The organism is Bacillus sp. SLBN-46 (genome assembly GCF_031453555.1).
Classification (GTDB): Bacteria; Bacillota; Bacilli; order Bacillales; family Cytobacillaceae; genus Neobacillus.
On record NZ_JAVIZM010000001.1, the window covers coordinates 3,538,960 to 3,561,303 of the forward strand.

At 36.9% G+C, this 22,344-nt stretch carries 20 protein-coding genes; 5 read left to right on the top strand and 15 right to left on the bottom strand.

Translation table 11 applies throughout. The features are described from left to right. Positions 1 to 11: 11 nt before the first annotated feature. Both QFZ87_RS18105 and QFZ87_RS18110 read right to left on the bottom strand, forming a co-directional pair. Positions 12 to 1,619: an ABC1 kinase family protein gene (locus tag QFZ87_RS18105; RefSeq protein ID WP_309864294.1), complete on the bottom strand. Its 1,608-nt coding sequence runs from the start codon at positions 1,617 to 1,619 to the stop codon at positions 12 to 14. Positions 1,620 to 1,740: 121 nt separating this feature from the next. Then, entirely contained in the window at positions 1,741 to 3,027 is a 1,287-nt protein-coding gene (locus tag QFZ87_RS18110) for an NCS2 family permease (protein WP_309864296.1), read from the bottom strand. Between the two features lie 107 nt (positions 3,028 to 3,134). Here QFZ87_RS18110 and QFZ87_RS18115 point away from each other — a divergent pair, with 107 nt between their 5' ends. Then, positions 3,135 to 3,851: a Crp/Fnr family transcriptional regulator gene (locus tag QFZ87_RS18115; protein ID WP_309864298.1), complete on the top strand. Its 717-nt coding sequence runs from the start codon at positions 3,135 to 3,137 to the stop codon at positions 3,849 to 3,851. A 138-nt stretch (positions 3,852 to 3,989) separates the two neighbouring features. On the opposite strand, the gene QFZ87_RS18120 is transcribed toward QFZ87_RS18115, so the two are convergent. The 3 genes from QFZ87_RS18120 to QFZ87_RS18130 all read right to left on the bottom strand — a co-directional run bounded on the left by QFZ87_RS18120 (position 3,990) and on the right by QFZ87_RS18130 (position 8,700). Beyond that, complete coding sequence (locus QFZ87_RS18120) at positions 3,990 to 6,017, bottom strand: YhgE/Pip family protein (protein WP_309864300.1); 2,028 nt, start codon at positions 6,015 to 6,017, stop codon at positions 3,990 to 3,992. 144 nt (positions 6,018 to 6,161) lie between these two features. Beyond that, positions 6,162 to 8,114 (bottom strand): lipoteichoic acid synthase, encoded by a 1,953-nt coding sequence (gene ltaS / locus QFZ87_RS18125; protein ID WP_309864302.1) that lies wholly within the window; start codon positions 8,112 to 8,114, stop codon positions 6,162 to 6,164. 217 nt (positions 8,115 to 8,331) lie between these two features. Further along, a complete protein-coding gene (locus QFZ87_RS18130; RefSeq protein ID WP_309864304.1) occupies positions 8,332 to 8,700 on the bottom strand; it encodes a carboxymuconolactone decarboxylase family protein in 369 nt (122 codons plus the stop codon). A 193-nt stretch (positions 8,701 to 8,893) separates the two neighbouring features. On the opposite strand from QFZ87_RS18130, the gene QFZ87_RS18135 reads away from it, so the two are divergent. The 3 genes from QFZ87_RS18135 to QFZ87_RS18145 all read left to right on the top strand — a co-directional run bounded on the left by QFZ87_RS18135 (position 8,894) and on the right by QFZ87_RS18145 (position 10,226). After that, a complete protein-coding gene (locus tag QFZ87_RS18135) occupies positions 8,894 to 9,067 on the top strand; it encodes an asparagine synthase (protein ID WP_309864306.1) in 174 nt (57 codons plus the stop codon). Positions 9,068 to 9,221: 154 nt separating this feature from the next. Beyond that, positions 9,222 to 9,734, top strand: a complete 513-nt coding sequence (locus QFZ87_RS18140) for a DUF3231 family protein (protein WP_309864308.1) — start codon at positions 9,222 to 9,224, stop codon at positions 9,732 to 9,734. A 171-nt stretch (positions 9,735 to 9,905) separates the two neighbouring features. Further along, positions 9,906 to 10,226, top strand: coding sequence for a hypothetical protein (locus tag QFZ87_RS18145; protein WP_309864310.1), 321 nt, complete (start codon positions 9,906 to 9,908; stop codon positions 10,224 to 10,226). A gap of 285 nt (positions 10,227 to 10,511) precedes the next feature. On the opposite strand, the gene QFZ87_RS18150 is transcribed toward QFZ87_RS18145, so the two are convergent. The 6 genes from QFZ87_RS18150 to QFZ87_RS18175 form a co-directional block, all read right to left on the bottom strand. Continuing rightward, positions 10,512 to 11,294, bottom strand: coding sequence for a hypothetical protein (locus QFZ87_RS18150; RefSeq protein ID WP_309864313.1), 783 nt, complete (start codon positions 11,292 to 11,294; stop codon positions 10,512 to 10,514). Positions 11,295 to 11,380: 86 nt separating this feature from the next. Further along, the gene (kynA, locus tag QFZ87_RS18155; RefSeq protein ID WP_309864315.1) at positions 11,381 to 12,229 is read right to left on the bottom strand and encodes a tryptophan 2,3-dioxygenase; all 849 of its coding nucleotides are present in this window, start codon (positions 12,227 to 12,229) and stop codon (positions 11,381 to 11,383) included. A gap of 38 nt (positions 12,230 to 12,267) precedes the next feature. Continuing rightward, entirely contained in the window at positions 12,268 to 13,536 is a 1,269-nt protein-coding gene (kynU, locus tag QFZ87_RS18160) for a kynureninase (RefSeq protein WP_309864318.1), read from the bottom strand. 134 nt (positions 13,537 to 13,670) lie between these two features. Beyond that, positions 13,671 to 14,465 carry a rhamnogalacturonan acetylesterase gene (locus tag QFZ87_RS18165; RefSeq protein WP_309864321.1) on the bottom strand — a complete coding sequence of 265 codons (795 nt, stop codon included), beginning with the start codon at positions 14,463 to 14,465 and terminating at the stop codon, positions 13,671 to 13,673. A 69-nt stretch (positions 14,466 to 14,534) separates the two neighbouring features. After that, complete coding sequence (gene hpt / locus QFZ87_RS18170; RefSeq protein ID WP_309864323.1) at positions 14,535 to 15,062, bottom strand: hypoxanthine phosphoribosyltransferase; 528 nt, start codon at positions 15,060 to 15,062, stop codon at positions 14,535 to 14,537. A gap of 354 nt (positions 15,063 to 15,416) precedes the next feature. Next, positions 15,417 to 17,798: a polyprenyl synthetase family protein gene (locus tag QFZ87_RS18175; protein WP_309864326.1), complete on the bottom strand. Its 2,382-nt coding sequence runs from the start codon at positions 17,796 to 17,798 to the stop codon at positions 15,417 to 15,419. A gap of 242 nt (positions 17,799 to 18,040) precedes the next feature. Here QFZ87_RS18175 and QFZ87_RS18180 point away from each other — a divergent pair, with 242 nt between their 5' ends. Next, entirely contained in the window at positions 18,041 to 18,814 is a 774-nt protein-coding gene (locus tag QFZ87_RS18180; RefSeq protein WP_309864329.1) for an NUDIX domain-containing protein, read from the top strand. A 60-nt stretch (positions 18,815 to 18,874) separates the two neighbouring features. Here QFZ87_RS18180 and QFZ87_RS18185 read toward each other — a convergent pair whose 3' ends face one another. The 4 genes from QFZ87_RS18185 to QFZ87_RS18200 all read right to left on the bottom strand — a co-directional run bounded on the left by QFZ87_RS18185 (position 18,875) and on the right by QFZ87_RS18200 (position 22,332). Next, the gene (locus QFZ87_RS18185) at positions 18,875 to 19,189 is read right to left on the bottom strand and encodes a Dabb family protein (RefSeq protein WP_309864331.1); all 315 of its coding nucleotides are present in this window, start codon (positions 19,187 to 19,189) and stop codon (positions 18,875 to 18,877) included. A 23-nt stretch (positions 19,190 to 19,212) separates the two neighbouring features. Then, the gene (locus tag QFZ87_RS18190; protein WP_309864333.1) at positions 19,213 to 20,160 is read right to left on the bottom strand and encodes an aldo/keto reductase; all 948 of its coding nucleotides are present in this window, start codon (positions 20,158 to 20,160) and stop codon (positions 19,213 to 19,215) included. A 250-nt stretch (positions 20,161 to 20,410) separates the two neighbouring features. After that, positions 20,411 to 21,334: a phytanoyl-CoA dioxygenase family protein gene (locus tag QFZ87_RS18195; RefSeq protein ID WP_309864336.1), complete on the bottom strand. Its 924-nt coding sequence runs from the start codon at positions 21,332 to 21,334 to the stop codon at positions 20,411 to 20,413. Between the two features lie 47 nt (positions 21,335 to 21,381). Then, positions 21,382 to 22,332 (bottom strand): substrate-binding domain-containing protein, encoded by a 951-nt coding sequence (locus QFZ87_RS18200; protein ID WP_309864339.1) that lies wholly within the window; start codon positions 22,330 to 22,332, stop codon positions 21,382 to 21,384. Positions 22,333 to 22,344: the final 12 nt, after the last annotated feature.

Consider the following 22,344-nt stretch of genomic DNA (forward strand, 5'->3'; position numbering starts at 1 on the left):
ACCTCTATTTTTCACGTAATTTTCTTAAGCCACCTTCTTTGTCTCACACTGCACACTATGTAAGATACCAATGATAATCCGGCTATTACAAGGGATCCTTTCCAAATTAAAGGATGATTTAAATAGCTCCCTGTAAAACTGCCGACAACTCCAAGTATACCTAAATAAGACAACTGTTTTTTCTGATTTTCATAGATTTGAAATTGAAATTCTTTCTGCTTCTCAGATTCCTTTACCGCAAGAAGTTTATGTGGGATTTCAATCATTTCAGTGATAGAGTGGAATACTTGAAAAATTGGCTGTGAATGAATCCATTTTAAAATTAGCTTCCATTTATTTTGGTTCCCTTGGTTCAACCACTCCATAAAAGCAGGTTTTGCAACTTCTAAAAACTCTTGATTTGGATTAATAGTATGAAGCATGCCCTCAATCGTAACAAAGGAACGTCCTAAAAAGATGAACCTGGTAGGAACTTGAATAGGAAGTGCTTTTATCATTTCATTAAGATCTTTTTTTACTTGAAACAGATCCATTTCCTTTAACTGATTCAGATCAATTGAAAGTGCTTCTTTTAAAATTGGTTCCATTGTTTTTAGGTTGGTGTCCGGTAATAAGAAGCCTAGATCAAATAAAACTTTTACTGCCATTGAATAATTCTTCGCTAGGATTGCCTGTAACAGCTCTTGGAAATTGGCAGCATCTTTTTTCGATATTTCCCCCACCATTCCAAAATCAATTAGAACAATCGTACCGTCTGATTTAACTAGTACATTTCCCGCATGTGGATCTGCATGAAAAGTCCCCGATTCTAACCACTGTGGAATAAAAATTCGAAAGAGCCGTTGAGATAATTCTACTCTATTAATAGAATGGCGGTCTAAATACTCCTCATCTGTAATCCTTGTTCCTTCCACCCAATCCATCACTAAAACCTGTGATGTGCAGAGTTGAGAATAAACCTTTGGGATTTCTAAATTGTTGATCGCTTGGAACCGTTGACGAAAATGATTAACAGATTCCATTTCTTTATTAAAATCAACTTCTCTTTCAATCACTGTTTTTAGTTCTTGGAACAACATTTTAAAATTAATGAATCCCTTTGGAACAGGTGCAAAATGGTGAGCAAACCAAATAATAATAGAAAGTGAACGAAAATCAGTTCGAATAATGGACCGTATGGTTGGTCTCTGCACCTTTACTGCTACATGGGTACCATCTTTCAATCTTCCTCGATACACTTCCCCAATGGATGCGGAAGCTATTGCTGTTTTTTCAATTGATTGCAACTTGTCTTCAATTGGACTCTCCCATTCTCTTTCTAAGACTTGTTTAATATCTTCCCATGGAGAAGGTGGTACTTTGTCCACTAAGTCTTGAATTTGTTCGACAAATTTATTGGGAAGCAGGTCTGCACGTATACTTAGAAATTGACCTACTTTAATTAATAGACCCTCAAGCTCAAATAATGTCTGACGAAATTCTCTACCAATCCTGCCCCATAGCTTTTCTCGCTCGGACAAAGGTTTCCTTAAAATCCGGTACCAGTAAAATCTTATTAATACAGATAAAGCAAAGGATAGGATTCTCCACATTCGGTACCAATTTTTATTAGTTTTCATTTCTAAGCTCCTCTCAAAAAGCTTGACGAGAAAAATACTTTTTAATAAATTCTACCAGTAACACTTACAATCTGTATATTAAATTTCATAAAAATAAAACCAGGCAGCAGCCTGGTTTCTGTTAGAGCGAACCTAAAATAAAATAAAGAAGGAAGAAAAAGGAAATGACGTACATGGTGACCGATACTTCCTTCTTTCGTCCAGTTACAAGCTTAAGAATTGGATAGGCGATGAAGCCAAATGCAATCCCATTGGCAATACTAAAAGATAAAGGCATAATCGCCATCATTAAGTAAGCTGGAAAGGCTTCAGTAAAATCATTGAAAGGTATTTCCTTAAGGCTCTGAACCATCAAACACCCTACAATGATGAGGACAGGCGAAATAGCTTCATTCGGGATGACTTTAAATAGTGGCACTAGAAATAATGCTGGTAAAAACAACAAACCTGTCGTAAACGAGGTTAAGCCTGTGCGTCCACCTGCAGCAATACCAGTAGCTGATTCTGCAGCAGTCGTCGTTGGACTACAGCCCAACAGTCCTGCACTTATTACCGAAAGAGCATTTGCCTGGAAGGACTTCCGGAACTTGGACTTATCAGGAAGCATCCCAAGCTGCGCTCCCATGTTTTGAAAAATGATAACCATTGATAATGAAAATACTGCTGTCCAAAAATTAACTGTACCAATCTGACTGAAATCAAAAGCAAAGAAGATCTGATCATATCCACTAAAGGAAAAACTAAAATCCTTAAGAGTCGAGAAATCCACGATACCTAGTAATGCACCAATGAGGGTACCTGCAATTATTCCAATTAGAAAATTCCCTTTCACATTACGTAAGAAAAGTGGAACTAATATCAGCAATGTAAGTAAGGTTGTAAGGGTATGAGGACTCCCTAAGTCACCTAGTTTAACAAACGTTCCTTCACTTGCCACAATCAGCCCACCATTTTTTAATCCTAGGAAAGCAATAAATAGGCCAATTCCTGCAGTCATTGAATTTATCATTGATTTAGGAATGGAACGTGATAGATAGACGGCTCCTTTTGTAACGGTAGTAAGCAAAAAGACAATACCTGCTAAAAGAACTACAGCAAGTGCTTGCTGCCACGATAACCCCAGCGAAAAGACAAGGGTAAATACAAAAAATGCATTATCCCCCATACCTGGAATGATAACTAAAGGAGAATTTGCCCATAGTGCCATCAACATACAACCCAAAAAGCAACAAATCACTGTTACTAGTGTTACAGCCTCATAGGGCATTCCTGCTTTACTTAAAATAGCACCATTTACGGCAATAATATAAGCAACTGTCATAAACGAGGTTAATCCGGCAAGTACCTCTGTCTTTATACTCGATTGTTCTTTTTCAATATGAAATAAACTATTTAATAACTTATTCAATCAAAGTTACCCCTTTTGTTTACACGAGTTTCAATGATGCAATTCGTGTTATAATTATGTTACTAATATTTTTTTAACGTTACCCAAACCTGAAAGGTTGTATGTTCATGATTACCAATATCTCAGAAATCGCCATTTTCTCCGATATTCCTGAGGTTGATATACCACATATACTTCCACTACTCAAGGAACGAAAATTTAAAAAGAATCATGTCCTTATGTTTGAAAATGATCAAGGTGATGATGTGTATATTATCCGCTCAGGAATGGTGAAAATTTATCGTAATCATGAAGGAAAGGAAATCGTCCTAAGTATTGCCTTGCCAGGAGATATCGTAGGTGAAGTAGAAGCATTGTCAAATGACAACCACAGAATTTCCTCTATTGAAGCACTTGAAAATGTAACAGCTTGGCAAATTACGAAACAAGATTTCCTTATGATTGTAGATAAGTATCCTTCTATTTTAAGAAAAGCCTATTTAATTCTCGTTGAGCGAACACGGATGTTGAATAGGTTAGTTCGCTACTTGACCTTTTATGATGTCCGTACCAAAGCAGCAAATCTATTGATGGACCTCTATTATAATTTTGGCAAACCAAGTGACACGATTTTTAAAATTGAATTTAAAATCAACCAATCCTTACTAGCCAGTATGCTGGGTGTCACTAGAGAATCCATATCAAAAACACTGGGTGATTTTCAAAATGAAGGTCTTATTGATATTCGCGATAAATATTTTTATCTTCTAGATAAAAGTCGCTTGGAAGCCATGTGTAGTGAAACAGAGGAAGTTCCCACACTTCGAAAGTGGTATAACATTTAATACCTTTACTAATATACCAAATGAAAGCGGTGTATTTCAGTTAACACTCTAACGAATATTTTGTTAACTGGTTCACAAAAATGAAGTTATTCTTTTAACAGAAAAAGAGCAGCTCTATTCATCAGAGCTGCTCTTTCTTCATGGAATGATCTTGGTAGTTCTTGCTTTTTGGGCGGTTTGTTGTATCCGATTTTCTAAAGGCTTTTTCAAAACAAGGGCTATAAGGAAACTTACAGCTGCAAAAGTAAGAAGATAGATGATATCTTTAGTAACAACCTCTTTTACCATTCCGCCGACCGTCTCACGAAGCATACTAACAGCGTAAGTAAATGGCATGAAGGGATTAATTGCTTGAAAAACTGAAGAGGTCGTACTTACCGGGAACGTCGCTCCAGAGCTAGAGATTTGCAGCACCAAAAATATAATCGCTAATCCTTTTCCTATATTTCCAAACACGGAACATAATGTATACGTAATAATGATAAAGACCATGCTGACAAGAATGCTTAACAGAACAAACCAAAGTTTATCGACTACATAGGTGTGAATTAAAAACAAATCACCTAAGGAGACAATGGCAGCCTGAAAAATTCCTATAGTCAAAAAAGTCAGGAGTCTTCCTAGATATAAATGATAACCACGATATGTAGCATTAGAATTCTCTACATCAACTCGGAGTGACGCTATAAGGAGAGTCGCTCCTACCCATAGTGCCAGCATCGTATAAAAAGGTGACATGGCTGAACCGTAATTAGGAATAGGAAAAATCCTTTTTGTATTTAATAAAATGGGGTTAGAAAGAAAGCTGCTCTCTTTTTCAGGGTCATGTTTAAGAAATTCAATCAGGTCACGGATATTCACACTTCTCTCAAATTGGCGGAGCTTATCTGCTGCATTTCTAATTTCTGCCTCAAATCCAGGAAGATCATTCCTTGCGAAATCGGCTGCTTTATGAATTAGCTTTTCCACTTCGGGAAGTTTTGTACGCACTAGGTTTGCTGCTTTTCTAATATCATCCTCAAGTTTTGGTAAATCAGTCCTTACAAAATCCGCTGCTTTATGAACTTTTTGTTCAACGACAGGCAAATCATTTCTAATAAAACTTGAGGCTGAATTCAGATCATTTTCCACTGTGCTCACTTTCTGCTGTAGACCTACATGAATTTCTTGGATTGTTCCTTGAATTTTTTCTAATTCAGCTTGTAACTGATTTAACGCTATCTGATTTTCATCTGTGTTAACCTGGTCCGTCTCCTTTACCTGATCAATGGCCTCCTGTACTTTTGTTTCTATATCTGAAATGCTCGCTAAAACATCTGAAATAACGGAAGTGGTCCTTTTCAAATCATTCATCTTATCTTGAAGCTCTAGTATTTTGTCACCAGCTTCCTGTATTCGAGGTAATGCACTTTCAACTTTTAATATACTTTCCCCTGCTTTGTGAATGTCTGGTATTCTTTGTTCAAGCTCTATCACTTTCTGCCCTTTCTCATGTAATTCAGGTAACTTTCCTTCGAGTTCAATCGCTTTTTTTCCCATTTCTTGAATCTGAGGTAAAGCCTTTTCAAGTTCAAAAATTTGAGTTTCTACCTTTTGGATATTTGGCAGGTTTTTCTCCAACTCCACACCAACCTTATAAAAACCAGAAAAAATAGCATTCCCAACCGTCTTAATAAACGCCTGACTGATTTGAGCGGTGACACTTGAGGCACCCGAGCTAGTGATTTTTGGTGCAACCGCATTAATTTTTTCATTTACTCCAAATTCAATTTTTGGTTTTTGCGGATTGATTTCTAAAATACTAGTTAATTTTTGAGAGAAGTCCTTTGGAATTAGCAAATAGGCATAATATTTTCCACTCTTTACACCATGAACTGCCTTATCCTGTTTGACAAATACCCATCCAAGTTTATGATTAGCTTTTAATGTACTTATGATTTCATTTCCCACATTAATCCTTTTTCCATTAAGCTCTGCACCCGTATCTTCATTCGTAACTGCCACTTTAATACCTGAAGTATTGCTATATGGGTCCCACATAGACTTGATATTAATCCAGGCATAAGCCGACGGTAAAACCATAAGTGCCACAATTAAAAACAATACGGTTGGTACTCTGAAAATATTGACCCAATCAGTTTTGTAAATGTGCCAAATTTTTTGCATCCATTCTCACCCTTATCATTCCCATACTTTCCTCTATTAGCTTTAGGAAAAGTCTTCAAATTAATGCAACAATCAATGATAAGAAGTTTTTTTAAAGTAAATAAAAAGACTACCCAAGGAATTTCTTAGGCAGTCTTTCAGTTTTTATTTTTCTGTAGTTGTGCTGTCCGCTTTTTTATAGTCATATTTCGAGCGGTCAATTGGGGTAAAGTGATCAGGTGTATAGAATCGTAATAAATCACCGTTTACCACTTTATCAGAAAGTGCTAATTTTTGCATAACTGATTTCTGATAATTTTTTGCTTCTTCTATTCTGTCCTGCTCAAGTTTCATCCCTGTTGTTGAGTCATAGAATTTACCATCAACCGAAGTAATAGTTGGACTCACAAAGTCACCATTTCGGAACGGTACAAGGTCATCGTGCTGATCTGATAACAGGTCTGTTCCAAATTGAACATAATCTTTTGTGTCTGTTCCTAGTAAGTGAAGAAGAGTTGGAAGAATGTCCATTTGTCCACCATATTCATGGTTCACTCCACCTTTCATCCCAGGTACACGAATAAATAAAGGTACTCGTTGTAAACCAGAACTTTCAAAAGGAGTAATTTCTTTTCCAATAATTTGTTTCATCGCTTTATTATGATTTTCTGAGATTCCATAATGGTCACCGTACATAATAATAATGGAACGATCATATAGTCCAGATTGCTTCAAGTAATCAAAGAATTGCTTTAAAGCTTCATCAGCATACCGTGCTGTCTGGAAGTATTGATCAACGGATTTATCACCTGTTGTTGCCGGTGCAATCGTAGCATCCTTCGCAGGAATTGGATACGGATAATGGTTGCTGACAGTGATAAACTTGGTATAAAATGGCTCTGGCAATGTTTCTAATAATGGAATGGACTGTTTATAGAACGGTTTGTCCATTAAACCATATTCAGCCAGGTCTTCAGAATTCAATTGATAATAGTTGCCATCAAAGAACTTGTTATAACCTAATGACTTATAAATTTCATTCCTGTTCCAAAAGCTTCCCGAATTCCCGTGGAACACAGCAGACGTATACCCTTGTTGGCCTAAAATGGCCGGTGCCGCTTGGTAAGTGTTAAGCCCTTTAGTTGTAAAAGCGGATCCCTGTGGTAATCCAAATAATGAATTCTCTAGCATAAATTCAGCATCTGATGTTTTACCTTGTCCCGTTTGATGGTAAAAATTATCAAAATATAGAGTATTCTTTTCATTAACTAATGAATTTAAGAATGGTGTAACTTCTTCACCATTTAATTTGTAATTAATAAGGAAGTTTTGCATGGATTCAAGATGCAAGTAAATTACGTTCATTCCTTTTCCAGCACCAAAATAGTTAGGGTTCGGTTCAGCATAGTTAGATTTTGTATAGTTAATCACTTCTGTCATATCATCACTATTTGCCATAACTCTTTGTGCAGAGGCCTTCGTGCTCTTAACTGCATCATAAATCGTATAATTGTACATTCCTAAATACTTAACGATATAATTTCGGTCAAATCCTCTTGTCAATAATTGAGGTCGATCGACTTCTGCTAGCGATAAATTGGCGCAAGAAATCGCTAGTGACAAGGAGAAAAGAACAGAAACCTTTCTGCGATTCATATCCTTGATTTCAATTTTAACCAAACGAAATGCAAGCAATCCTATTAAAATAACAATATCAATAAAAAATAAAAAGTCATATGGTCTTAGTAGAGAAGTCACACTTCCACTTACATCTCCAAAGTTTTGCGTCTGCGTTAAAGTGGGCAATGTAATAAAATCATTGAAGAAACGGTAAAATAACACATTCGCATACAATAAAAAAGACATAAGAAATTCTATAACAATAAGACCTATATATTTCTTTCTTCCTTTAAGGAAAAATGATAAACCTAAAAAAAGTAACGATGATCCTAAAGGATTGAAAAATAAAAGAAATCTTTGTAAGGAGTTTTCTACTCCTAAATCAAATTGTGTTAATTGAATGATATATGTTTTAACCCAAAGGAAAATAACTGTCAAAAAGAAAAAGCCAATATATTTATTAAAAATACTTTGACCTCTGTGAAGTAATGTATTCATTTTTTTACACCTGCCTTCTAGAAACGTATTATTACAAAATTTTATTGATTTGGCTATATGTGATTAGTTCCAAATCACCTAACATCTAGCATACATGTTAATTATGAACAGATTATGAATAAACCAAGAAAAGTTGGTTCAAAATTGTAAATTAGCCCAACAGAGTGAAAGGAAAAATAAGAAGCAGGTTCCCAAAGGAATCCTGCTTCTTCTATCATTAATGCTTCATATTTGAGAGTTGGTTCATACACTCCTGAACAAGTGTAACTCCCTGACTCATGGCCGCCCCGCCTCCAAGTGCTGCAGCCACTCCTACTGTTTCAAAAATTTCTTTCTCAGTACATCCTTGATCAATGCATCCTTTTGTATGATAAATAATGCAATATTCATCCTGCGAATAAACACTTATACCCAGCGCCATTAAATGTTTATTTTTTTGAGAAATTTCTCCTTCTTTAAAACACGCACCGGTAAATTCATTGTAGGCACCAATTAATTCTGGCATCATCTGCGTGTAGGTTCCAATTCCTTGTTTATAGTTATTCAAGTGTGTTTGGATAGAATTGTTTACTCCTGCTTGTTCCATTATTGTTCTCCCTTTCTTTCCACGTTAGTATAACCACTCCATTTTAGGTTAATTATTTTCAGTGAATTTATACTTCCTTTTGAAATTTATGTTCATTTCTTTAAAGGATAGGTTAACCTCCTATTTGAGAAACTAACAATGGATATTCAATTAGAATGTCCTATAGAACAAACAAAGTGGGAGGTAGGTCAGTTTGAATATTCGCGAAGGATTGATACCAACTGCTTTAGGAACAGCTGTTACCGCGACCGGCTACGTATTAAAACAAAAACGAAGATCTAATAAAATGCTTGCTAATACAATATTTGGATTCGGTTTAGCACATATTGTTTTAGGTGCGATTGACCTAGTCGAACACCGTCATTAAGTGGTAACGAGCGCAGGCCTGCGCTCGTTATAAATATTTAAGTCATACCAAAACCATAAATTTTTTTCATTCTTATGGACAAACTATTTGATGTGCTTCAAGAAAGGTGGCACTTCAAGTGAATAAATTTTCTTATAATTTAAGGAGGGTTACGATGGGAATATTAAATGGAAACCCTAAAGAAGAGCCTTTACATTACGGAGAAGTGTTTGATATATGGGCTTCTCTTTTAGCTGGAAATAGCTTGATTGCTGGTTACCAAACAATGCTGAACCATGCAGGTGACGATGATTTGAAAAAGTTAATCGTCGAAGCAATTGAAAACTGCCAACAGGAAAAAAAGCAAATTGAGGAACTTTTAAAGGAAAACGGCATTGGATTACCTCCTGCAGCACCTGAACCTCCGGAAGCATGTTTAGAGGATATTCCAGTAGGTGCAAGAATTCCTGACCCTGCAATTGCTGCTAGTCTGTCTGTTGATATTGCAGCTGGATTAGTTGCCTGCAGTCAAGTAATTGGTAAATCAATTCGTGAAGATGTTGCTATGATGTATGGGCAATTCCATGCTCAAAAAATGGCACTTGGTGCAAAAGTATTGCGTTTAAATAAAGAAAAAGGCTGGTTAATCCCACCACCCCTTCATCTAAAGAAACATACTGATTGCTAATGAATGAAATTCCCGAAGAGCACGATGCATTGTCGTGTTCTTCTTTTTTTAATTCGTTTCACTTGAATTTTTTTGAAAATATGGTATTCTAAACTTAATTTTTATAATATTCTTTATATTCAAAATATAATATTTCATAATTAAATTAATGAAAATGGGGTGGATGTAAAAATGTATCAATCTCAAGGTAGGTCTGCTGAATTAGACAACTCAGCAGTTTGTCAAAGTTGCGGTAGTGTCACTGTCCTTTATCCGGAAAAGTCTACCGGCAAAAAATCAGGCATGGCGTTTGTTGTTTTTGGATGGTTATTTGCAGCTATTTCGTTTCTATTTCTTCCAATTGTTTTCGGAATCTTAGCATTAGTTATGGGCTTTATGACTTATATTGACAGAAGTAAGGCACATGGGGCAGTATTGATGGCCTTTGCAGCCATTGGTTTAATCCTTGGCTCACTAATAAGTATTGTTGTAGCAGGAACGATGTTTATTTAACCTTAGAGCAAAAAAATAACCCCTGAGTTGGGGTTGTTTTTTTTGCATACATGAACATTACCTCAAGCTCTTATAAACTCTTCAACAATTTCACTTCATTTTAATTTGCTATAGGTGTCCGAATCAAAGGTGGATTCGGACACCTTTGATTCATCAAAAGCATTCGTGTCCGAATCCCGCTCGCATCGGATTTGCCTTCGCTACTTTCTGCAGGGTTTTGTCCGAATGAAACAAAAAAAACACGCTATATCTCATGCGAAATAACGTGTGTAATCCATATAAAACCTATTTTCCTTTAAAACCACTTCTAAACTGATCATAGTCGGTTTTAATATAATGAAAAGCGGCTGCATTTCCACCGTGATCAGGATGTGAAATTATTAATAATTTTTTATATCCTGCTAGAACTTCTTTAGGACTAGCTGTTTTTGAAAGTCCTAATTTTTGGCGAAAATCTGCCTGCGGAGGAGGAGGTTTTGGAGTCTGCTCTTGTTCTCCTTTAGGTCCTTTATAAAGCTCTTCTTTAAGCTTTAACAGTTCATTTCGTAAGTCGATATTCTCTTGAAGTAATTTTTTCGTATCACTTTGTAGCTCATTCTTTTCATTCTCTAATTGTACTATTTCTATTTTCAATTTATTTCTTTGCTGTATTAATGTATTAATTGAGTTTTGATGGAGCTTTTCCATACCTTCTATATGCTCATCTTGTGCTTTAATTTTGATTTTTAATTGGCGGATAATCTTATCCTGATCAGTATGACCTACTCGCTTTGTGGCTATTTCCTTGGGAATCGTTTCTGTGACGAGCTTCCCATTGCCTACATTTTGAATCTTGCCTTCTCTAAGCCATCGTCTCACTAATGGAGTACACATGCCTTCAGGGACACCTGCGTCCATTAACATGTCAAAAGCTTGATCGGTATCCTCGAGTATGTACCCGGATTTTCGAAGTCCATTGCCTTCGTAATTAATCTTTCTTTCACGAAGCCAACGCCGGACCGTTTGAATACAGATATCCTCTGTCACTCCTGCTTGCCTTAAAAAGTCAAAAGCTTGGTCTGTGTTCACAATGCCCCTCCATCCCCTCGTCTTATCTTATGTTATTAATAATATATAAGTATATGGATTATGGGAATGGATAAAAAAGACTACAACTAAAGCTTCGTTCGTAAACTCCAAAGTTCAGGGAAAAACTTCTGATCCACGACTCTTTTTAAATAGGTTACACCCGAAGATCCTCCTGTCCCTTGCTTATGGCCAATAATTCTTTCAACGGTACTCATATGATTAAAACGCCATAACTGTTGCTGATTACCGATATCGACTAATTTCTCAGCTAATTCGTATAAATCCCAATATTGATCGACATGACGATAAACGGTGAGCCAGGATTTTTCTACACTATCATTTGGTTCATACGTTTTTGAAAAATCCCGCTTAAGGATCTCCCTGTCAATGGGTAAACCTCGAGTTGCTAATGCCTTTATGGAAGCATCATAGATACTAGGTTGGTGAAAAGCGTCTATCATTTGTTTGTAAAGTAGGGGCTCATGCTGATAAACAGCAAGTGTATGAACATTCTTTTGACCTAAGGCAAATTCAATCAATCGGTTTTGATAGGACTGGAACCCAGAAGATTGACCTAATTTATCTCTAAATTCCAGATACTCAGAAGGTGTCAAAGTAGAGAGAACACTCCATGACTGAATTAACTGCTGCTGCACCTTAGAAACCCGTGATAGGATTTTAAAGGAAGGTTCCAAATTATCATGGTTTATATACTCAATTGCTGCAGTAAGTTCATGGATAATTAATTTCATCCATAATTCACTTGCTTGATGAATTATGATAAATAACATCTCATCATGGTGATCAGATAATCGATGCTGACTTGTTAGAATATGATCAAGATGTAGATAATCACCATAAGACATTGTTTTTTGAAAATTGGTTTGAATTTCTTTCTCAAGCCCGGTTTGATTGTATTTTTCCTGATTATTCATTTTACACCCCATTCTGGATCAGGTAATAAGCTACTCTATTATGCTACGACTTCCCTTTCATTCTCGAATTGCTCATATTGTTTTTCTTGCATGATTTTCTTTAGAATTTGGACAACCTCCCAAACCTCTGAATAGGATGTATAGAGGGCAATTGGGGCAAGACGAATGATATTAGGGGCTCTAAAATCTGGAATAACCCCTTTTCCTTTCAGCGCTTTACAAATGCGTGCTGCTTCTTTATGTTCTAAACTAATATGGCCTCCGCGGCGGACATCCTCCAATGGGTTACCAATCGTAAACCCCATATCTAGCAGTTCCTGTCCGACCAAATCCATTAAAAATTTATTGATTTTTAATGATTTGTATCTAATATTTTCAATCCCCGCTTCTTCAAAAATTTCTAAAGCTCCAAGTAACGGTGCTAAACTTAAAACATGTGGTGTGCCGATTTGATAGGCTCCTGCAGAGTCAGTTGGCGTGAAAAAATGTTCCATATCGAATTGTTTCTCTTTCTTCGACCCAAACCATCCTGCGAGACCAGGAAATGTTCCAAAATGTTTACTATTTACATATAATCCGCCAACACTGCCTGGACCACCATTTAAATGTTTATAATTGCACCAATATGCAAAATCCACTCCCCATTCACTAAACGAATGTGGAATCGCCCCAACGGAATGACATCCATCAAAACCAATTAAGATCCCTCTTTTGTTAGCTTCAACAGTCAAACGCTTCATATCTAAGATTTGGCCACTCCGATAGAGTACTGTTGGCAAAATGATGAGAGCAATATCCTCCGTCATTGCCTCAATAATATCCTCTTCTTCTAAAAAGCGGCCATCTCGACTTTTCACCCTAATTAAATGTGTATCTGGATTATAACCATGTAAATGAAGTTGGCTTTGAAGAGCATAAATGTCAGACGGAAATGTTAATTCATCCGCTAGTATTTTTGTCCGCTTTCCATTCGGTTTATAAAAAGTTGCAGCAAGCTGATGTAAATTGACGGTGGTTGACCCTGTTACAATCACTTCGTTTGCTGCAGCCCCCACTAAAGGTGCCATCATTTCTCCTAATTTTTCGGATAAAAAGAACCAAGGGTGTCTACCTTTTGTCCATCCATCGATACCAAGCTCCTTCCAATCATTAAGTGATTCTAGGAGAGTGCGTTCGGCTCTTTTAGATAAAAGTCCCAATGAATTACCATCCATATAAATAGAGTTTGGTTTTATATAAAATTCTTCTCGAAATCTCTTAAGTTGGTCTTCCTGATCCAGTTGCTTTGCATGTTCTAAAGTTAACATCCTGCGAAACCTCCTTTAATCTTCCTGTAAGGTATATTCAACAATACTGTTGGTATTCCTGCCTATCTGACAATTTCGCCTACCATGCCACATAGAAAAAGACCACTATTATTGTGGTCTTCTCTAGGGGCTATTTAATTATTTATTATATGGTTGCTAAGCGGTAATAGATTAGATTCTTCGATTCCCTCAATTACTAGGCGGGCAATTCTCTTAGCTCCCACTTCCTGGAAATGGGTGTTATCTTGGACACCATTTGGATAGTTCATATTCTCTTGGGCATCCAGCCATAGAAAAACATCCTTCGTTTTTTCTGGTCCAAGCTTTTGGAACAAAGCATGGCTTTTTGCAGTCAGGTCGATAACAGGTACATGTTCTTCTAATCCAAGTTCCTTCATCGCAGCCGGATAATCACCGTGCGTCCTGCTTAGCACGCCTTTTTCTGTAAAATATCTACGTTCTACTGGAGTCACAAGAACAGGAATAGCTTGTTTAGAACGGGCACCCTCAATATATTGTTTTAAATAGTTCTTGTATGTTGAAGAGGGCTCCGTATAACGGGTAGGATCTTTGATTTTTTCATCGTTATGGCCAAATTGAATAAATAGATAGTCTCCCTTTTCAATCTGATTAAGAATCAGTTTCAGTCGCCCTTCATCGATAAAGCTTTTGGAACTCCTGCCAGGTGTTGCTTCATTTATTACAACCACTTGATTATCGAAGTGCTTTTCAAGCACCTGTCCCCACCCCGATCTAGGGGATAACGAGCTCGAATAATCTGAAACTGTGGAATCTCCAGCTAGATAGATCGTTATTTTTTGTATGTTTTCTTTTTTGGCAGACTTAACAAAACTGCTTCCAATTATTGATATAAAAAGTAAAAAAACCAAAGAAAACATGGCTATTTTTCCACTGTATCTTTTTTTCATGTTGCTCCTCCAAGATGCGATAGCAATATAATACCATAATTAAAGAAGTGTAAGCTTAGCAATATAGACTTACACTTCTTTGACCGTAGCAATGTACGGCAGATTTCGATAATGCTCTGCAAAATCAATTCCATATCCGATTACGAATTTATCAGGAATAACAAACCCTACATAATCTGCTTTTAAATTGACTTTTCGGCGCTCAGGTTTATCAAGTAAGGTACAGATCTTCATGGATTTCGGTTTATGAAGCTGGAAATGCTCTTTTAAAAAGCTTAATGTTAGTCCTGAATCTATAATATCCTCGACAAGCACCACATTTTTCCCTGTGATGTTAACATCAATATCTTTTAACAAACGAACTTTCCCGGTAGTTTCCGTTTGATTTCCGTAACTTGAAGCCGCCACGAAATCAACGGTTACTTTTCCTTTCAGCTCTCTAATTAAATCGCCAGCAAATATAAATGCCCCTTTTAATACAACGATGAACACAATCGATTCATCTTGGAACTCCTGCATCATGGAGGCGCCTAATTCTTTTACTTTTTGCTGTAGTTCTTCTTCTGTTATTAAAATACCATCGATTTCGTATCCCATAATCTCACCTTTCTAACATGTATAAACTACCATTGAGTATATACAATTTGTTGTAAAATAGCATCTATGTAATAGTGAGATATTTAATTGAATTCTCCAAAATAGCTAAACGGATCAATTTCACTTTTACTTCCTTACTAAGTGAGAGCCATTCAGATTTATCGATTCTCAATTGATATCCCTCCATTTATTATTCTTTCTTTATCGTTCACATTATTCTAAGCTTATAATAATTCTCTCTGTAATAATCTTTTTCCCTTTAATTTATGGGTTCTAACCTTCTTTTCATTGTCATTTTTCCACAAAATTTTCATCAAACAAAAAACCTTGGCATCTACCAAGGTTAATCATTTTTTAATGATCACGGTTCACAATGTAATTCAACAAATGTTTCAAAAAAGCGGTATTCCGCGGTACCTCCTCTAATGACTCCATGGCAAGACAGAAATGTTCCCACATCTCTTTTCTAGCACCTTCCTGACCAAGGATTGATACAAATGTGGAATTGTTATTTTCGGCATCTATTCCAACGGATTTCCCTAGTAAAGTAGTATCCCCTTCCACGTCAAGAAGGTCATCCTTAATTTGAAACGCAATCCCAGCATGATAGGCAAATTGTTTCAATGCTTTCATTTCCAATTCCTTGGCTTGTGCAAGAATGGCAGGCATGATTAAGGAGGCTTCGAATGCAATTCCCGTTTTGTAAAAGCACATCGTATTCAATTGTTCGAGTGTTAATTGCTTTCCTTTGGAACCTAAATCCATTGCCTGTCCTTTACACATAACTTCTGTTACTTGAGTCGAATATTGAATTAATTTTATTACTGTCTTCGCATCAAATTGGTTAAGGGAAGTTTGTTCCTCGATCGCCTTTTGGGTCAAAAAGAGGCCTGTTAATTCGGCGATAGCGATGTTATATTCTTGATGCAGTGTAGCTCTCCCTCTCCTCAAAGATGCATTATCTTGTGATGGCAAATCATCGAAAATTAGTGATGCGGTGTGCATGTATTCCAAGGATCTTAGTAATGGAACAATGGCAGACTGATTTAATCCATACTCGTTAACCCCCATGACCCAGGTCATAATGGGCCTCAGTCGCTTTCCATCTCCATCGAGACTATAGTTGGCAGCATCAACGATTGTTTCATTAATAGGAGAGGAATTATCGTGTTTTTGGATTTTCAAGATGCTATTAATCTGATTTCGAACTGTTTCAACAGTATCTATAAATTCATCCTGTTCTTTCCGTTGGTTCTTAATGGTGGTAATAATCTGATCACGAAGAAGTTTATCAAAGAAATCTACATCATCCGCACTACGAACCATCTTTTGGATGACACGATTGAATTCTGGATTTCCAAAAGCAAATGTGGTCATCACTTCCGTGTATTGTTTCAATCCTACCCTTGCTTTGAATCTCTTGAGACCGTTTATAGCTCGATCAAGTATAACCTCACAGGTTAGTTTATCCGAGTTATACACGTTATGGATTAAATGGCTAATGACCGCCCAGTATAATTCAAAAGGATTTATTAAATCTGGTCGCAACCCATGATAATTTAAATAATAGGTATACGGAGTGACTGCCCCTTCCTTCAAGTCATCAAACATATCGGCAAAATCATCTGCCAATTGGTTGTATATTCCATAATAGAAAGCTCTATTGTCAAAACCTTCATCTTCAGGGGCACTAATGACTGATCGAACGATCAAGCGGGAGGAAGATGATTTTAATATAACGGGTATATAAATCTCTTCATTTGTGTAATTTGGGTTTGATAAATCTTTTACACGGTCTACTTCCTGTGACTGGAAAAATACAAAGGATTGCTCAAAGAAAGAGTTTAATGACTCTGGTTGCTGATGAGCTTTAATATATTCATAGGCATCACGGAGTTCAGAATGAATAAATTGAATAAGTTTTAAGTTTTCTCCGCTCCAACTACCCAATTTTGGAACAAATCCTGTGGTAAGTGTGGTCCGTATCAAATCTGTATATTGTTGTTTCTCTCGAGCGGACAGGACGTTGGCATCTAGAAGATCATCAATAAAGGGATAGGTCAGACCATAAGAATATCCAAGTCTAATCGCTTCATTAAGTTTCATCGTTCGTTCATTTGGTGATACGTCATTGCCCATCTCTTCTATGACGTGCATTAATACTCCGGCGATGATTTTGATTAGCTTTCGCTGTGCATGCTCGGCATCCATCCCCTCCGGAATATGGGAGGAAACGGTCTTTAGTTTTTCCATCAGCCAGATGAAAGTAGATTCAATTCCTTCCTTCTGTGCCCACCTATACAATCCTGTCATGCTGATTAGGTCCGTTTTGTTTGCTTGATCAGTGGCTGTTAGATGATTTTTCAAGCTGTCTACGACATTTCGGATTCTAGTCTGGGTATGTGGTGATTTAAGAGATTTTCCTAAATCCCTCATATAAATATAAGAAATACTTCGATGCAGATAGGAATCTAATTTCCCTGTTACATCCATCCAGCGGATATAATTGGAATAATCTTTGGTATCTGGTTTATTCTTTCGAGTTCTTAATAACGATAACAATGGGTGACGCATATGATTCTGTTTCCACACTTGAAAATCATTTGTTAAGGTTGAACTATAAGTTCTTTTTATTACCTGGTCATACAGCGACTGAAAATAGTGAGCCGCTCTTTGCTCAGCCAGTTGATAGCATTCATCGATATTCGTTGTTTTTTCCCCATTCATACTATTCATACATTACCTCTACTTAATAGTGTCAGATACAGGATTCATATTGGTACAAGCATTTTTTCAAAACTAACAAAATATTATTATGTATAATCGATCGCTAACAACTTTATAACTTACATTTTCACTTTTACTATTATTTTACTAGATTTGACAAAATGAGCCAACAGAAAGTAACCTTCACAGGAAATATCCCTATACATACAATAACATCACTAAGATTGTATTCCTTAAGAGAGAGGTTCCACATGTACTACAAAAGAGAAATTTATAAGATTACTCCTGGAAGGATACCTGAGTTTACACATTTCTTTGAAAAATACTTGAAAGCAAATCAGCAAAAAAATGGGGCAAGTCTGATAGGCTTTTGGACTACAGAAGTAGAGAATGAGCTCTTAATCATATGGCAATATCCAAGCTATAAAGACTATTTGAACATTCAAAAAAGAGTCGAAAAGGATGTTTTGCATCAGCAAGGTCAAGATCAACTGTTAGAATTAAGGGAATTATACTTGGATTACCGTCAAGATACAATAACTCCAGCAGGTGACCAGCCTGCAAAAAAACAAACGGTGACGGTAAGCGGATATATTACAAATGAAAAGGAAGAAACATTACTGGTCAAGACCTATTGGCGTTCAGATACGTGGGAACTTCCTGGTGGCGGAGTTGAGGATGGAGAGACATTAGACATCGCACTCTGTAGAGAAATCTATGAAGAAACAGGTATATCGGTTAAGTTACAAGGCGTAACCGGGGTGTATTCTAATGGAAGCACGGTTTCTATCGTTTTCCACGGCAAAAGTACTGGAGGAGACTTAAGAACATCTGAAGAAACACAGGATGTTCGCTTTGTGAAACTCGATTCATCCAATGTTCATCAATATATAAAACGAGGAAAGTTTATACCTAGAGTACTAGATGCAATTAAGGGATATTCCATCCCCTATGAAGCATTTAAGGTTAGGCCCTATGAACTTTTGGAGAGGTTAGAAGGAATAGCTATTCAAGATAAATCATAAAAAGCAACTGAGAGTTATTCGATTCTTGCTTAATCGTCATAACTCTCTTTGTATATTTATCTATAGTTTACTAATCTCAAAATCAACTAAAGCCACGTCATCTACAATATCCCCTACCAATTGTACTGCCTCCAAATGGTTGGGGTGAAGTTGATACGCTGCTAACATTTCACGATTCTCAAATAGCATTCTCATTCCAAATTCATAGTCAGCAAATTCCTGCTCAACTGTAGTATTTAAACCTACAGACACCGATTCCAGTCCAGGAATGTTACCCTCAAGAGAGCGAAACCGATTTACCAGTTCATTTTTATCTATTTCCTGAGTCCCTTCTTTAAATTTAAAAAAGACAAGATGCTCAATTTGATGCTTCATTTTATTCCCTCCTTAGTTGGTATTTAGTAAGCACCTTCTGACTCACTAAAAAGTGAATTCATATAATTTACGTCCGCACTAGAGAGATTAATGCCAGAACCTAAACAGCTATCTTCTATTTGTTCCGGTCGTCTTGCTCCAATAATGACTGAGGGTACACTTTTCCATCGTAATGACCATGCAATAACAAGTTGACTAACCGTACAACCGTAATCCGTGGCAATTGGCTTTAATTGTTCCACTAGTTTCAGAGTTTGAAGTAGTCGATCCTTTTGAAAGATTTCTTCTTCACTTCTCCAGTCCCCCTTCTCAAAACGAGGTACTTCTTTCAATTTGCCGGTAAGAATTCCCCTTCCCAACACTTTATAGGGAAGGATAGACATCCCTTCACTCTCGGCATATGGAATAATTTCATTTTCTACGATTCTATCCAATAAACTGTATTCAACCTGATTGGTGACGATTGGTAAATACTGACTTGCTTCTACCATCTGCTCAATAGAGAAATTAGACACACCAACATAACGAACCTTTCCTGACTCTACGAGCAAACTTAACGCTTCCATCGTTTCCTTCATTGGAGTATTGGGATCTGGCCAGTGCAGCTGATACAAATCTATCTTTTCCACCTTGAGTCTCTTCATGCTATCTTCACAAGCTCGAATCACATAATCTGCCTTCAAATTGTTCCTCAAATTCCCTGCATGGTCCCATTCCAACCCTACCTTAGTTGCAATGACCATGTCCTGCTGACTGGAACCCAACGTCTTACCTAACAGTTTCTCCGCATAGCCAAAGCCATACATATCCGCAGTATCAAAAAAATTCACTCCCAAATCTACGGCACGGTATATCGTTTTTCTTGCATCTTCTTCATTAACCTTTCCCATTCCATGGCCAGAAATCGGCCATGTACCGAAACAGATTTCAGAAACATTCAGATCTGTTTGGTGTAATTTACTGTACTTCATATATGCCCCCCGTTAATTGGAATCTTCAATAATGGACTTATTTATTCTTCATCGTATGTTTCGTTCATCTCACTACTGCAATCCCAACATACCGATCTATTTCTTTCCATTTTAGCTAACTCACTTCCACAACAAATACAAACATCATTCATAAAATTCTCCTCCTCGTTCATTTTCTGTGTAAAAAAAAACAGGAGAGCCGCAAATATTTTTCAATTGGCTCTTCTGTTTTCAAACTATTAATCTTGAATTACCATTTTTTTAGCCCTAATAGTTTCTCACCTAATTCGGTAAGTACCGCTCGATCATATTTTACTTGTTCCCAATTACGCGGATCCCCTGGAAAAGCGAATCCCTCAGGCTTAATTCTTTCGCTCCAAGATTGGATTCTTGTTTCTCTTAAGCTCTCATTATTTTCTTGTGCTGGAAACATGGAAATATATTGCGCAATTCGTGCCTTTTCAGAGTAGTTAGGGCGAATACCATGTGGCTGCATGCTATTAAAAATGAGCAAATCCCCAGCTTTAGTCACTACTTTTGTTGGAGTAAATCCTGTAGTGTCTGGTTTATATGGATCTCTATCTTCAGGCTGTGTTTTTACCCAATCATCAAACGTTCTATAGAGCTCAGGAATACACTGGAAACCACCCATGTCCACATCGGTATCGACTAGGGATAATACCCCTTGCACATTAACTGGAATTGGATCTAAGGAAGTATCTACATCCCAATGAATGAATCCCTTATATTCATGTCCAGGCTTCATTGGAAGGTTCAAATTACAGCGGTCAATACTCACCCAAAGCTTTTCAGTGCCCCAAATATCTACAAACGCATTGTAAATTTTCTCATACATGCGGTTATCCCATAAATACTGATGGTTATATAGTTCAACCATTCCAGTGTTCATTAGCTCCTTCATTGCCATTTCACGGCGTGGAGCTGTGTACCATGTAGATGAATCATTAGCATCCTTTTCTTCGAATTCCCAAATTAACCTTACTAAACGTTCAATATGATCTTGAGGAATTGCGTTACGAATAATAACATAGCCGTTTTCCTTCCAAAACTTCCAATCCTCTTCACTTAATACCCTTAATGGTTCATTGTTTTTGCGTTCATTTAATGGAATTTCTATTTCAAGGATATTATTTAGCTTTTTTTCTGCTTTCATTATTTACTTCCTCCTTATTTATCTTTGATTTATTAATAAGCAAACGCTTATTTGCTAGTAAATTTATCAAGATTTTCTTTTGTTACCAGTTGGAAAGGAATCATGTTGTCTTTGTCCACTTTTTCACCCTTTGCCGCTTTTTTTGCAACCTCAACCGCCATTTTTCCTTGTGCATCAACATCCTGAAAAACAGTTGCTGAAAGTTCTCCTGATTTAACTGAATTCAAAGCATCTGGGATCGCATCAATTCCGATTACCTTGATATTTTTCAGTTTCCCTGCTGCACTCAGTGCTTTTATGGCACCCAAGGCCATTTCATCATTTTGAGCAACGATTGCATCAAGCTTCTGTGATTGAAGCCAGTTTTCTGTTAACGATAGGGCCTCTTCACGCGACCAATTGGCTGTTTGTTCCGCAGCAACTTTTATATTTGGGAAGTCTTTTAACACTTTTTCATTTCCTTCAGTTCGGTTTACTTCAGCTGAATTGCCATTAGGTCCATGGATAATGCCAATCTTTCCTTTTCCACCTAACAAGTCTGCTATATGCTTCATTTCTATTTTTCCAGCTTCGACATCGTCAGATCCCACATGCGCTGTTGCTTTGTCTTCATTTGAGACAACTGCGAGCACAGTAATAATGGGAATATTTTCTGCGACAGCCTGCTCAACAACTGGAGCACTACCATCCTTGTCTGCCGGATTTAAGATGATCGCATCTACTTTCTGATTGATAAGATTTTCGACTTGACTAATTTGATTTTCTGCTTTACCTTCTCCATCCGATTCAATTAATTGGACATCAGCGGATTTTGCATATTTACGAATGGAATCTTGTAAATTAACAATATATTCATTCTGCAAATTCTGGTACAAAACACCTATTTTGAGCTTTCCTTTTGCAGTTCCACTTGCTTTCTCTTTTGCTTTTCCTGAACATCCACTTAAAATTCCGAGAACGATTAATAGGGCTGCAGCTAATACCTTCCACTTTTTCATACACTCACTCCT